Source organism: Micromonospora sp. NPDC049282 (assembly GCF_043197045.1).
Classification (GTDB): Bacteria; Actinomycetota; Actinomycetes; order Mycobacteriales; family Micromonosporaceae; genus Micromonospora.
Map to the genome: position 1 here is coordinate 80161 of NZ_JBICSL010000001.1, position 12194 is coordinate 92354.

15 protein-coding genes are annotated in these 12194 nt (G+C 74.1%); 3 read left to right on the forward strand and 12 right to left on the reverse strand.

From position 1 onward, the window contains the following. Nucleotides 1-15: 15 nt before the first annotated feature. The 3 genes from rpsO to truB all read right to left on the reverse strand — a co-directional run bounded on the left by rpsO (nucleotide 16) and on the right by truB (nucleotide 2310). The gene (rpsO, locus tag ACGFI2_RS00345) at nucleotides 16-285 is read right to left on the reverse strand and encodes a 30S ribosomal protein S15 (protein ID WP_184683203.1); all 270 of its coding nucleotides are present in this window, start codon (nucleotides 283-285) and stop codon (nucleotides 16-18) included. A gap of 183 nt (nucleotides 286-468) precedes the next feature. Beyond that, nucleotides 469-1395, reverse strand: coding sequence for a bifunctional riboflavin kinase/FAD synthetase (locus ACGFI2_RS00350; protein WP_393508245.1), 927 nt, complete (start codon nucleotides 1393-1395; stop codon nucleotides 469-471). A 30-nt stretch (nucleotides 1396-1425) separates the two neighbouring features. After that, nucleotides 1426-2310 (reverse strand): tRNA pseudouridine(55) synthase TruB, encoded by an 885-nt coding sequence (gene truB, locus ACGFI2_RS00355; protein ID WP_393508248.1) that lies wholly within the window; start codon nucleotides 2308-2310, stop codon nucleotides 1426-1428. 107 nt (nucleotides 2311-2417) lie between these two features. On the opposite strand from truB, the gene ACGFI2_RS00360 reads away from it, so the two are divergent. From ACGFI2_RS00360 to ACGFI2_RS00370, 3 genes are all read left to right on the forward strand, one after another. Beyond that, complete coding sequence (locus ACGFI2_RS00360) at nucleotides 2418-3407, forward strand: hypothetical protein (RefSeq protein WP_393508251.1); 990 nt, start codon at nucleotides 2418-2420, stop codon at nucleotides 3405-3407. A 48-nt stretch (nucleotides 3408-3455) separates the two neighbouring features. Next, nucleotides 3456-3755 (forward strand): hypothetical protein, encoded by a 300-nt coding sequence (locus tag ACGFI2_RS00365; RefSeq protein WP_393508254.1) that lies wholly within the window; start codon nucleotides 3456-3458, stop codon nucleotides 3753-3755. Nucleotides 3756-3832: 77 nt separating this feature from the next. Further along, nucleotides 3833-4768, forward strand: a complete 936-nt coding sequence (locus tag ACGFI2_RS00370; RefSeq protein WP_393508257.1) for a hypothetical protein — start codon at nucleotides 3833-3835, stop codon at nucleotides 4766-4768. A 6-nt stretch (nucleotides 4769-4774) separates the two neighbouring features. Here the strand turns inward: ACGFI2_RS00370 and ACGFI2_RS00375 are convergent, their stop codons facing one another. The 9 genes from ACGFI2_RS00375 to ACGFI2_RS00415 all read right to left on the reverse strand — a co-directional run bounded on the left by ACGFI2_RS00375 (nucleotide 4775) and on the right by ACGFI2_RS00415 (nucleotide 12118). After that, on the reverse strand, nucleotides 4775-6097 hold the full coding sequence (locus tag ACGFI2_RS00375; protein ID WP_393508260.1) for an MATE family efflux transporter: 1323 nt from the start codon (nucleotides 6095-6097) through the stop codon (nucleotides 4775-4777). A 41-nt stretch (nucleotides 6098-6138) separates the two neighbouring features. Next, nucleotides 6139-6507 carry an adenylate kinase gene (locus tag ACGFI2_RS00380; RefSeq protein ID WP_393508263.1) on the reverse strand — a complete coding sequence of 123 codons (369 nt, stop codon included), beginning with the start codon at nucleotides 6505-6507 and terminating at the stop codon, nucleotides 6139-6141. A gap of 594 nt (nucleotides 6508-7101) precedes the next feature. Further along, complete coding sequence (locus tag ACGFI2_RS00385) at nucleotides 7102-7311, reverse strand: DUF6186 family protein (RefSeq protein ID WP_393510013.1); 210 nt, start codon at nucleotides 7309-7311, stop codon at nucleotides 7102-7104. Next, a complete protein-coding gene (locus ACGFI2_RS00390) occupies nucleotides 7311-7718 on the reverse strand; it encodes a hypothetical protein (RefSeq protein WP_393508265.1) in 408 nt (135 codons plus the stop codon). The genes ACGFI2_RS00385 and ACGFI2_RS00390 overlap by 1 nt, the downstream gene beginning before the upstream one ends. A gap of 109 nt (nucleotides 7719-7827) precedes the next feature. Then, a complete protein-coding gene (locus ACGFI2_RS00395; RefSeq protein WP_393508268.1) occupies nucleotides 7828-8382 on the reverse strand; it encodes a hypothetical protein in 555 nt (184 codons plus the stop codon). Nucleotides 8383-8966: 584 nt separating this feature from the next. Continuing rightward, nucleotides 8967-9986 carry a bifunctional oligoribonuclease/PAP phosphatase NrnA gene (locus tag ACGFI2_RS00400; protein WP_393508270.1) on the reverse strand — a complete coding sequence of 340 codons (1020 nt, stop codon included), beginning with the start codon at nucleotides 9984-9986 and terminating at the stop codon, nucleotides 8967-8969. An 83-nt stretch (nucleotides 9987-10069) separates the two neighbouring features. Next, nucleotides 10070-10561, reverse strand: a complete 492-nt coding sequence (gene rbfA, locus ACGFI2_RS00405) for a 30S ribosome-binding factor RbfA (RefSeq protein ID WP_393508273.1) — start codon at nucleotides 10559-10561, stop codon at nucleotides 10070-10072. Nucleotides 10562-10738: 177 nt separating this feature from the next. Further along, entirely contained in the window at nucleotides 10739-11032 is a 294-nt protein-coding gene (locus ACGFI2_RS00410) for a DUF503 domain-containing protein (protein WP_393508276.1), read from the reverse strand. Between the two features lie 42 nt (nucleotides 11033-11074). Next, a complete protein-coding gene (locus tag ACGFI2_RS00415; protein WP_393508279.1) occupies nucleotides 11075-12118 on the reverse strand; it encodes a TRM11 family SAM-dependent methyltransferase in 1044 nt (347 codons plus the stop codon). Nucleotides 12119-12194 lie beyond the last annotated feature (76 nt).

A 12194-nucleotide genomic window follows, 5' to 3' on the forward strand; every position in this document is an offset into this window, starting at 1 on the left:
CACTCCCCCGCCAGGTCATCGGCGCAGGCCGAGCCGCTCGATGAGCGACCGGTAGCGGCTGATGTCCTTCTTCTGGACGTAGTTGAGCAGCCGACGGCGCCGGCCGACCAGCAGCAGCAGCCCACGGCGGCTGTGGTGGTCGTGCTTGTGCACCTTCAGGTGCTCGGTCAGCTCCGCGATCCGCTTGGTCAGGACCGCGACCTGCACCTCCGGCGAACCGGTGTCGCCCTCGGCGGTCGCGTACTCCTGGCGGATCTTGGCCTTGGCTTCCTGGTCGAGCGCCATGTTCTCCCTGTTTCGTGGGTGGTTCGATGAGGTCTGTCGGAGCGGTCGTGGTGACCGGCGCGACGGACCGGTTCCTCGCACCCGCGGCGTCGTGCAGGCACGCGAGGCCCCCGTCGGTCAGCCGACGTCTTCGTCAGCCTACCAGCCCCGACCCGGGTCGGCCGGTCAAGGTCGCCACGCGGGTCAGGACACCGCGTGGCGGGTGCGCTCCACGTCCTCGGCGATCTGGGCCACGAGCGGCTCGATCGCGTCGTACGTCCGTTGCTCGCGCAGGTGCGCCACGAAGTCCAGGGCCAGCCGCTCGCCGTACAGGTCGCCACTGAAGTCCAGCGCGTACGCCTCCACCCGGCGCTCCCGGCCGGAGAAGGTCGGGTTCGTGCCGATCGAGACCGCCGCCGCGAGCGGGTCGCCGCCGCGGCGCACCAGGCGGGCCGCGTACACCCCGTCGGCGGGCACCGCCGCGTACCGGTGGGTCAGCAGGTTGGCGGTGGGGTAACCCAGCTCACGTCCGCGCTGGTCACCGCGGACCACCACGCCCTCGACCCGGTGCGGGCGGCCCAGCGCGGCCGCCGCCGCGCGCACGTCGCCGGCGTCGACGCAGGAGCGGATGTACGTGGAGGAGAAGACCGTGCCCGCCTCGGCGACCAGCGGCGCCCCCTCGACGCCGAAGCCGAAGGTGCGGCCGAGCCGCTCCAGCAGGGCCACGTCGCCGGCCGCCCGGTGCCCGAACCGGAAGTTGTCGCCGACCACCACCAGCGCGGCGTGCAGGTGCTCGACCAGGATGTCGTGCACGAACGCCTCGGCCGGCAGCCGGGAGAACTCGACGGTGAACGGCACCACGCAGAGCACGTCCACGCCGAGCGCCTCGATCAGCTCCGCCTTGCGGGCCGGCTCGGTGAGCACCGCCGGGTGCGAGCCGGGGCGCACCACCTCGGCCGGGTGCGGGTCGAACGTCACCACCACCGACTTGACGCCCAGCTCGCGGGCACGCGCCACGGCGTGGCCGATGGTGGCCTGGTGCCCCTGGTGCACCCCGTCGAAGACGCCGATGGTGACCACCGAGCGTCCCCAGCCGCCGGGCGCCGCCTCGTACCCCCGCCACCGCTGCATGCCGTTCCTCCCCTGTCCGCCCGTGCGCCGTCAGGCCGGGGCCAGGACGATCTCCGCGCGGGCCCGCCCGTCCCGCTCGCTGACGATAGCGATCAACCCGCCCGCCGGGTCGAAGACCGCGTACGGGCCGGCGAGCCCGGCCGGGGCCAGCGGCCCCCCGTGGGACAGCGTCCGCGCCTCCGCCACGGTCGCGTCCCGGCGCGGGAAGAACCGCTCGGCGGCGGCGTCCAGCGGCAGGTTCACCACCTCCGGCGCGCGCTCCTCGAGCTGCGCCAGGGTGGCCGCCTCGGCCAGGTCGAAGCCGCCGACCGCGGTGCGTCGCAGCGCGGTGAGGTGGCCGCCGACCCCGAGCGCCAGGCCCGCGTCCCGGGCGATCGCCCGGATGTACGTGCCGGACGAGCAGGTCACGTCCACGTCCACGTCCACCACGTCGGGGGTGTCCCGGCGGATCTCCCGCACGTCCAGCCGGGACACGGTGACCCGGCGGGCCGGCAGCTCGACCGCCTCCCCGTCGCGGACCCGCTTGTACGCCCGCTCCCCGTTGATCTTGATGGCGCTGACCGCGCTGGGCACCTGGTCGATCTCGCCGGTGAGCGCGGCCAGCGCGGCCCGCACCGCGTCGTCGGTGACCGCGCCGGCCGGGGTGCTCGCGATCACGTCGCCCTCGGCGTCGTCGGTGACCGTGGCCTGGCCCAGCCGGATCGTGGCGGCGTAGCTCTTGCCGGCCCCGATCACGTAGGTGAGCAGCCGGGTCGCCCGCCCGACGCCGATCACCAGGACGCCGGTGGCCATCGGGTCCAGCGTGCCGCCGTGCCCCACCCGGCGGGTCCGGGCCAGCCGCCGGACGCGGGCCACCACGTCGTGCGACGTCATGCCACCGGGCTTGTCGACCACGATCAGACCGTCTGCGCTCACGACCGCCAAGCCTGCCAGACGGCGGTGATCGGCCCTGCGGGGGATACCGCCCCGCTCAGCGAGGTGTCAAGATCAGCCGCCCTCGTCCCGCCGCCCCCGGAAGCCCGATGACCGAGCACCGTTCGACCCCCGACCCCGCCGACCCGCTGTCCGAGGACGCCCTGGGGCGGGTTCCCGAGTGGCTCCGCCAGGCCGCCCCGGAAGCCGAACTCACCCGCCTCCAACGCTTGCGCATCGCCCTCGGGCGACACTCGGGCAAGCTGCTCGGCGGCGGCGTCGCGGTGCTGCTCCTGGCCTGCACCGGGGTGGGCGCCACGGTCGGCTACCAGGGCTTCCAACGGTGGCGTGCGGGCCCGGTGGCGTACCCGACGATCAGCCCGCCGAGCGGCGAGCAGGCCGTCACCTCGGCGTCGCCGCCACCGGCCGCCGGGCCGTTCGACGGCACCCCGGCCGCCGGGTTCCCGGAGGGTACGGCCGGGATCGCGCTGCCACCGGCCAAGCGCACCGGCCCGTTCACCGCCAGGCAGGTGACCGACGCGCTGACCAAGGTGCGCAAGGCGCTGGTGACCGCGCGGCTGGACCGGGCGTTCTTCACCGCGAAGGAGCCGGAGCGGCTGGTCCGCCAGTTCGCGCCGGACGCCCGGGACGACCTGCGGGACGACTTCCCCGCCGGCGAGGCGGGCAGCTACGCCACCCGGCTGGCCCCCGGCGCCCGGCTCGGCGCCGACCAGCCCCGGGTCAAGGGCCGGATCAGCTACCGGGCCGCCAAGGATCCCGACGGCATCCGGATCCTGCGGATCACCACGAACTTCGTCTGGGCGTACGCCTTCCCCACCGCGAGCACCGAGCCGGGCGGCGGTGTCGTGGTGGTGCACGACACCGTGGTGTGGAGCGTGGCCCACCCGGACGACGTGCGCCCCGCCTCGCTCGGACTCTGGATCGAGAAGGCTGACTCGTACGCCTCCAACATCGACTGCGCGGCCTGGGACAAGGGTCTGCTCGCGCTCGGCGAGCCCTCGTTCGGCGGTCCCGCCGATCCGGACCCGGACGCGGTCTTCGACCCGGACAAGACCCTCGACCTGCCGGACACCTGCTGACCCGCGCCGCCGACCCGTCCCTTCCCGCACGACCGACAGGAACCCGCCATGACCACCGATCCGCCGACCGGACCGCACCGCGCCCGGGTGGACCTGCCCGACTGGATGCGCGATCCGGAACCGCCCCGACGCACGCTCGGCCGTCGCGTCTCCGAACTGGTCGACGGCGTTCCGGCGCTGGCGGCGGCCCGGCGCCGCCTCTGGGCCCGACGGGACCGGACCCGGTTCAGTGAACGGCGCCCGGTGCTCTCCGCGATCGTGTCCTTCGTGGTGGTGGCCGTGACGGCCACCCTGCTGGTCGCGGGTGCGTCCTACCTGCTGTGGCGGATCCGGCACCCCCAGGTCTGACCGAAGGGGCGACACGACCGGCGCCCCGGGATGCGATCATCATCTGCCGCCTCCCCCCACATCCACCGGGACCGCCGATGAACGAACCCGAGACCACGCCGGTCGAGCCGGACCCGTACGCCGTCGCCACCCGCGGCGACGGTGTCCGGTTGCCGGGTTGGATGACCGGGGAGGACGCGGCAACCCCGCTGACCCGCGGCGAACGGTTCCGGATGGAGTGGAACCGGCAGCGCGGCAAGCGCCACATCGCCCTGGTGGCGGTGCTGGCGCTGGCCCTGATCGGCGGCACGGTCACCCTCGGCACGATCACCGTCGACCGGGTGCGTTCCGGCACCACCGTCGCCTCCTCCTCCCCCAGCCCGTCGCCGCTTCCACTCAGCCGGGTCGGCGAACCACGCGACCTCTACGCGGGCACCCTCGGCGCGGACTTCGCGGTCGGTGAGGCCGGGATCACCCTGCCCCGGGCCACGGCGCAATTTCCGTTCACCGCCCGCGAGGTGGCCGTGGCCCTGTCCCAGGTCCGGGCCGCGTTGGTGCAGGCCCGGCTCGACACCAGCATGATCGTCGGCGATCCGGAGCCGTTCCTCGCGTTGTTGGCGCCGGCCGCCCGTGCCGAGCGGCGCGCCGACTTCGACGACGCCTCGTTCCTGCGCTACGCCACCCGCATCGGGTCGCAGGACCGCGCGGACGAGATCCGGGTGCGGGGCGAGACACGCTACCGGGCCGTCACCGGCGCGAACGGGCTGCCGGTCCTGAGGATCACCACCGAATACGTCTGGATGTACGCCTTCGACGTGCCCCGGACGACGCCGGGCCGGGCCGGCATCGCCACCATCCGCGACCGGGTGGTCTGGGAGGTCCCCCGGTCGAAGGGACTGCCCGCGGCCAGGCGCGGTCTCTGGCTCGTCTCCGCGCAGGCGTCCACCAGCAACGTCGACTGCGCCCGCCTGGGGGAAGGGTTCTTCGTCGTCGAGCCGTGGCTGGGCGGCCCCGGTTCGTACCAGCCCTGCTGACCGGCGTCAGCGGACCGCGCCGACCACCACCCAGGCGCCGGAGCGCAGCCGCAGCAGCAACGCGATCAGCCGCAGCACCACGAACAGCGTCAACCCGGCCCAGATCCCGCCCAGCCCGAGGTCGAGACCGTAGGCCAGCCAGATCGCCGGCAGGAACCCGCCGAACGCGGCCACGATGGTGAGGTTGCGCAGGTAGCGCACGTCGCCGGCGCCGATCAGCACCCCGTCGAGCGCGAACACCACGCCGCCGATCGGTTGGAGCGCCACCAGCCAGGGCCAGGCCACCATGGCCTGTTCGCGTACCTGCGGGTCGGAGCTGAACAACGACGGCACTCCGCCGGCGCCGGCGGCGATCAGCACCGCGAACGCCACGCCGCACAGGCCGCCGAGCAGGGCGACGCGGCGGGCGAGGAACCGCGCGCCGGCCGCGTCGCCGGCGCCGAGCGCGGCGCCGACGAGCGCCTGCGCGGCGATCGCGAGGGCGTCCAGCACCAGCGCGGTGAAGAACCAGAGTTGTACGGCGATCTGGTGCGCCCCGACCGCGGCGGCGCCGAAGCGGGCCGCGACGGCGGTCGCCGAGAGGAAGCTCGCCTGGAACGCGACGCCGCGGACCAGCAGGTCACGGCCGAGCACCAACTGCTGCCCGATCATGCGCGGCCGGGGCCGCAGGGCGACCCGCTCGCGCACCAGCGCGGCCGCGAAGAGGCCACCGGAGAGCGTCTGCGCGATCGCGTTGGCCACGGCGGAGCCGACCAGGCCGAGCCCGGCCGGGTAGACGAGCAACGGGCAGAGCAGCGCGGAGAGCAGGTTGGGGGCGAGCACGAACAGCAGCGGCCGGCGGGTGTCCTGGATCCCCCGCAGCCAGCCGTTGCCGGCGGCGGCGAGCAGCAGGCCGGGCGCGCCCAGCGCCGCGATCCGCAGCCATCCGGCGGCCGCGTCGGCCACCTCGCCGGGACCGCCGGCGAGGGTACGCGCCAGCGCGCCCCCACCGATTCCCATGGCGACCGCCACCAGCAGGCCGGCGGTCAGCGCGAGCCAGGACGCCTGGACGCCCTCGGCCACCGCGGCGGCCCGGTCGCCCGCACCGAACCGGCGGGCCGAGCGCCCCGTGGTGCCGTACGCCACGACGGTGCCGATCCACGCGGTGAGCGTCATGACCGTGCCGCCGACGGCGAGCGCGGCGAGCGGCACCCGGCCCAGGTGGCCGACCACCGCGGTGTCGACGAGAACGTAGAGCGGCTCCGCGGCGAGCACCACCAGGGCGGGGAGCGCGAGCGCGGCGATCCGCCGGGGCGAGACGGCGGTGGCGGGTGCTGCGGTGCTGCTCATCACCGCCGATCCTGGCACGCGCCCGGTAAGCCCCACAACCCCTAGGGCTGCTTACCCCACCCCTCCAGGAAGTGAGCCACGTCCCGCCGGCCGCGCAGCCGGCACACCGGGAGGGTTGGCGCGTACCCGGCGACGGCCGCCAGCACCCGGGGACGGGAGCGGCGTGGGTAGCGCCAGATGTAGCTCAGGAGGTCGAGGGTGCCGGCGTGGTTGCCGTCCATCACCCAGGCCGGGCGGGCGGCCAGCGCGGTCACCTCGGCGCGGAACTCGTCGCCGGTCGGGGCGACCCGGCCGGGCCGCCGGTAGTGGCGGTCGAGGTGGATCAGGGGAGGGTCGAGTCGCCGGGCCAGTTCCCCGGCGAGGGTGCTCTTGCCTGCGCCGGAACTGCCGACGACGAGGATGCGGCGCACCGGGTGACGGCAGCGCCGTCACTCCGGGGTGCGGGCTCAGGTCGGCGGGACGCCGACTCCGGGCCGATGGTCGCCGGTTCCGGCGACCGGTGCGGCGGTGACGCGGGCGGTGGGGGCGATCACGGTGTCGCGGCGCCCCCGGCGTCACCGCCGGACGGCCTGCGTCACTGACGGGTGTCCATCGAGGTCTGCAGCGCGCGACGCATCTGCTCGCGCGCCTCGTCGGTGGTGGTTTCGGTCTGCGGCTTGCGCTTGCTCGGCATGGAATGTCCTTCCAGGGTGCGGACCACCGAGGCACGGCGGCCCTGCGGGCGCCCGACGCCTCGTGGTCGACGACGCGACGAGCGTCGCGCCGCGACCGGAGTCGTCGGCCTGCTGCGCGCCCGGCAGCGGTCCGGGATCACCGGAGCGGCTCGCCTGGCAGCGTGAGCCCGGGTCGGTCTGACCCTGGAGGGAGGCAGCGCCGGGTGCGGCACCACCGCCCGTGACCAGCGCCGCGAAGCGCCGATCCCTCACCCAAATTAACGTTCACTTTCCAGATACTGCCCACTGTTCCCGCGATGCGGACAGGACAATCCCTTTTCCGGTGGTGTCTCAGCGGGCGAGAAAGTGCCAGCCCAGCCACCACCAGAAACCGAACAGACCGATCCGGCCCACCGGCACCGGGCCCACCTCGTATCGCATGACGAAGGCGCAGACGTCGGCCAGCGACGGGATCCGCGATCCCTCCCGGCGTGCGACCCACTCGACGGCCGCGAACAGCAGCAGGGCGGCCAGGAACCCGCCGATGGCCAGCGCGCGCATCATCGGCGGACCAGTCCCCAGAACGCCGCCAGCCAGGCGAACCAGGCCGCCGAGCGGGCCAGGTGATCCTCGAGCAGCGGGTCGGCCAGCCGGGAGAAGGTGGGAAAGTCGTCGCCCACGGACAGCACGAAGGTCGTCCCCTCGAAGACCCCGAAGACGGTGACCGGCAGCAGCCACCACAGCGCGGCCGACGGCAGTCGGCGCGGTGCCGGACGCCGGGGTACCCGATTGCTCAGGCCGACCCAGATCAGCCCACCACCGGTGCCGAGGATGTAGAGGTTCGCCGCGGTCGAGAACGACGGCAGTTGACCACCGACCAGGGAAAGGCAGATCAGCACCGGTACGGAGACGACCGGCCGGTCCCAGACCCGGGGCGCCTCGACGATGAGCTCGGGGGGATGATCCATCACCCGATTGTCCCCAGCGTGACGGAAGGCGGGAAGACCAGCACGCCTCGTGATTGCCGCGAAACGCTGAAGGCCGGCACCCCGTGGGTGCCGGCCTTCGGCGTGGTGCTTACTTGGTCCAGTGCTGGTTGACGAGGTCGGTGGCCTGCTTCTCCCACTGCGCGTACGCATCCGGGTAGGCCGACACCTGCACGGTCTGGGCGGCCTTGGTCAGCGGCATGTCCTGCCAGCCGTCGACCTGCTTCAGACCCTTGAGGAACGCGAGCGTGGAGTACTCGGGGTCGGTGATCTGCTCCGGGCTACCCCAACCCGAGGACGGGCGCTGCTGGAACAGACCCAACGAGTCGTGGTCGTTGCGGTCGCCGAGGTGGCCCAGGTTCTCCAGCTTCGACTCCTGCAGCGCGGTGGCGATCGACACGACCGCCGCCCGCTCGGGCAGGCCGGCCTTCTTCGTCGCGGCGATGATCGCCTTGACGTTCGCGGTCTGCTCGTCGTTCAGCGTGATCGTCGACTGCTCATCCTGCACCGTGGCGGCGGCGACCGGCTTACCGGCCGTGGCGTGGGCGGGGGTGTCGGCGTGCGCGGCGATCGGACCGGCGAACACACCACCGGTGAAGGCCAGACCAGCAACACCCAGAATGCTCTTACGCAGGATCGTGTTCATCAGAGGGCTCCGTTCGGGGGTCGACACACCGGGGGGTGTGTGGGCACCGTCAGGCGCTCAGGAAAGTCTTCGGGGGATCCGGCTGCTCGCGGGGCGCGGGGGCCTCTACGCGGCGCCGGACCATGTGTAACGACCGGCCACCCACCGTCATTCCCGGGGGGCGCGGGTCGGCGGCGCGGGGGTGCACTCACCTTCCTCGGTCGTTCACCCGGTTACAACGCCGCGCACCCCGGGCCGATTCCGCCGCCAGCGTACCGCCCACCACCCCCGAACCAGACATCGCACCCACCCGACGCGATGAGTGGAACACCACAGGTGCCTCCAGAACTCCGCAAACACCCACCACGCTCCACCCACCGGCCACTGGAACGTGGCGGGCTCGGCGGGCTCGGGTGCCGCCAGGTCGGGGACGTGGCGGGGTCCGGCGTGCGGGGACACCGCCAGGTCGGCGTAGCGGAGCCGAGCAAGCCGCGCGAGCGGGTCGGCGGCGGCCGTGGCGGGCGCGGAGGTAGTCGGAGACCCGGAACGAGCGTCGCGCCGTAGCCCGGACCGGACAGACGGGCGGGGTGGAGTGACGGGGACGGTCAGGGGCTCGGGGTCAGCACCGCGGAGGGGAGCGCGGCGCGGATGCTTCCGACCACCTCGTCGATCGGGCCACGTCCGGTGAAGCCCGCCGCGAACCGGTGCCCGCCACCGCCGAGCCCCACCGCCACCCGACTCACGTCCACCGCGCCCTTGCTGCGCAGCGAGACCGCCCACTCGGCCTCCCCGGACTGCTTGACCACACAGCTCACGTCCGCCTCGGCGGTGCAGCGGACGGAGTCGATCAGCGCCTCCAGCACGTACGCCGGCTGGTCGTGGCGGGCCAGGTCGTCGCGGGTCGCGTACGTCCAGACCAGGCCGTGCCCGGCGGCGGCGTCCGGTTCGAGCGTGGCCCGGCCGAGCACCTCACCGAAGAGCCGGACGGCGCCGAACGGGCGGGTGTCGAAGACCCGCCGGGAGATGTCGCCCGGCCGGATGCCGGTAGCCAGCAGGCGCGCGGCCATCTCGTGCACGGCCGGCGTGGTCGCCTCGAAGCGGAACGAGCCGGTGTCGGTGGTCAGCGCCACGTAGAGGCCGGTCGCCGTCGGCGCGTCCAGCGTCACCCCGAGCCGGTCCAGCAGCCCCAGCGCCACCACGGAGGTGGCCGCGGCGTGCGGGTCCACCAGGTTGACCGCGCCGAAGCCGGTGTTCGAGGCGTGGTGGTCCAGCACCAGCGACGTGCCGGCCGTGGCCAGCCGGTCGACCAGGTCACCCAGCCGGGACTCGCTCGCCGCGTCGAAGCAGATCACCAGGTCCGGTTCCGGGTACGCGTCGTCCTGCGGCACCAGCAGCTCGACGCCGGGCAGCCAGCGGAACGGCTCGGGCACGCCGGCCGGTCCGGGGAAGGTCGCCTGGAGATCGCGTACGCCGAGCCGGCGCAGGCCCAGCGCGAAGCCGAGCATGCTCCCCAGCGCGTCCCCGTCCGGGTTCACGTGGCAGATGAGCAGCACCCGCGCGTCGGCGCGGAGTTCGCGTACCGTCGCGACGGCGGCCGCCCAGTCGGCGGCGGTGGGGCCGCCCACCGACGCCGCGTCACGCCCGGCGGCGGCTGACCCGGCCCGGGTCGCGGACGGCCCACCCACAGCGGGCGGTGCGGCGGCCTCGGTCACCGAGGGTCGCCGCCCCGCGGCTCGTCGTCCGTCGACGACTCACCCTCGGCCGACTCGTCCTCGTCGCCCTCCTCCTCCACCCGGTACGGCTGGGCGTCGCCCGCGTACGCGGCCTTGGCGGCCAGCCGCTGCACCTCGGCGTCGGCGGAGCGGGCGGCGGTGAGCAGGTCGTCGATGTGCTTGACCTGGTTCTGCACGTCGTCGAGGACGAAGGTCAGCGTCGGCGAGTGCCGCAGCCCGAGCGCCTTGCCGACCGTGCTGCGCAGCATGCCCTTCGCGCTCTCCAACGCGGCGGCGGTGCTCGCCTGGGCCGTCGCGTCACCGAGCACCGTGTAGAAGACGGTGGCGTCGCGCAGGTCGGCGGTGATCCGAGCGTCGGTGATCGTGATCATGCCGAGCCGGGGGTCCTTGATCTGGCTCCGCACCACCGACGCGACGAGTTCACGGACGCGCTCCGCGTGCCGGCGTACCTTGGCCGGATCCGACATGTCCCCCACCTCCACGATCACTGTTCCTACGACCCCGGCGCCTGACGCCGCGATCGGGAAGCCGCCGGCCGGGGACGGACGACGCCGGGCCCGACCGCCCAACGTCCGAGAACATTACCCGCGCCCCACCGGGCCTCGCGCGGCGCGGCCGGGCTGCGGCGCGACGCGCCGACGGGGTCAGTCCTCCGCGCCGTGCAGGCGGCGGCGCACCGAGAGCAGCTCGGTCTCCGGGCGGGCGGCGACCATCCGTTCGCAGGAGTCGAGCACCTCACGGACGTGGGCCGGTTCGGCGGCCACCACGGCCACCCCGATCTCGGCCCGGCCGTGCAGGTCCAGCGCGCCGACCTCGGCGGCCGAGACCTCGAACTTGCGCAACGCGGCGACGATCGGCCGCACGTAGGACCGCTTGGCCTTCAGGGAGCGGGAGTCGCCCGGGAGCAACAGGTCGAACAACGCGGTTCCGGTATACACGGCGAGCAACGGTACGCGGCGGACGGAACCCGTGGCACCCGATTAAGGTGCGACCGCGACCAGCACGTCCCGCTCGATGGCCTGGTCGACCCGGTGGGCGAGGTCCCGCCAGCCGGGCCCGTCGACCACGCGCAGGCCGGCGGCGGTCAGCACCGCCTCCGCCTCGGCGCGCGGCGCCACGTGCGTGTTCCAGGACAGCCCCAGCGCGCCGCCCGGGCGCAGCAGCTCACGCCACACCGGTACGGCGACGGTGAGCAGTTCCAGCGGGCTGCGGGACAGGCCCTGACCGGTGCGGCTGCCGTGCGCCACGCCGTACGGGGCGTCGGTGACGATCACGTCGGCGCAGCGGGGGCGGAGCACCTCGCGGGCCCGGGTGGTGTCGGTGTTCAGCACGACGACCCGCTGGGTGACGCCGGCCCGGTGCGCGTCCCGGGACGGCGAGAGCACCGCAGAGAAGCGGCGGGCGACCAGCTTGCGGTCCCGGCGCACCGACGTGGTCTCCGCGGTGTGCTTGAGCCGCTTGCGGCGCAGCCAGGTACGCAGGAACCCCGCGTACGCCTCCACGTCCTGGCTGTCGCGTTCGACGCCGATGCCGTCGTGGCCGTACATGAGCGCCTGGTTGAGCGTGGTGCCCCGGCCGCAGAGCGGGTCCAGCACCACGAGCCCGCCGTCGAGCATCCGCGGCGCGGCGGCCGAGGCGAGCAGCGTGACGTTGAGCAGCAGCCGGGTGAACTGCTCGTTGGTCTTGCCGGCGTACTTGGGGATGGTGACGAGGTCCGAGTCGTAGCGGGCCAACGGGTGCAGCGGCACCGGCCGGAGCAGATCGTCGCCGACCCGCTCGAAGAGCGCGTACGCCGCCGACAGGTTCGCCAGGTAGGCCAGGTCCCGGGCGCCGAGTCCGGGTTCGGGCGCGGTGAAGGTCAGGTAGTCCACCCCGCCGATCCGGGTGACGTCGGCGTCGGCCGGCGCCACGTCCAACACGCCCGAGCCGGCGAACACGGCCAGTTCGGCGCGGGCCAGCCGGGCGGCCGCGCCGGCGTAGACGCGGTTGGCGGAGGGGGCGAGGAGCAGTGCGTACCCGATCACGCCGGAAATTGTCGCAGCCTGCGGAAACGGCGACGGCCGGGACCCGAAGGCCCCGGCCGTCGACCGGTCGTGCACA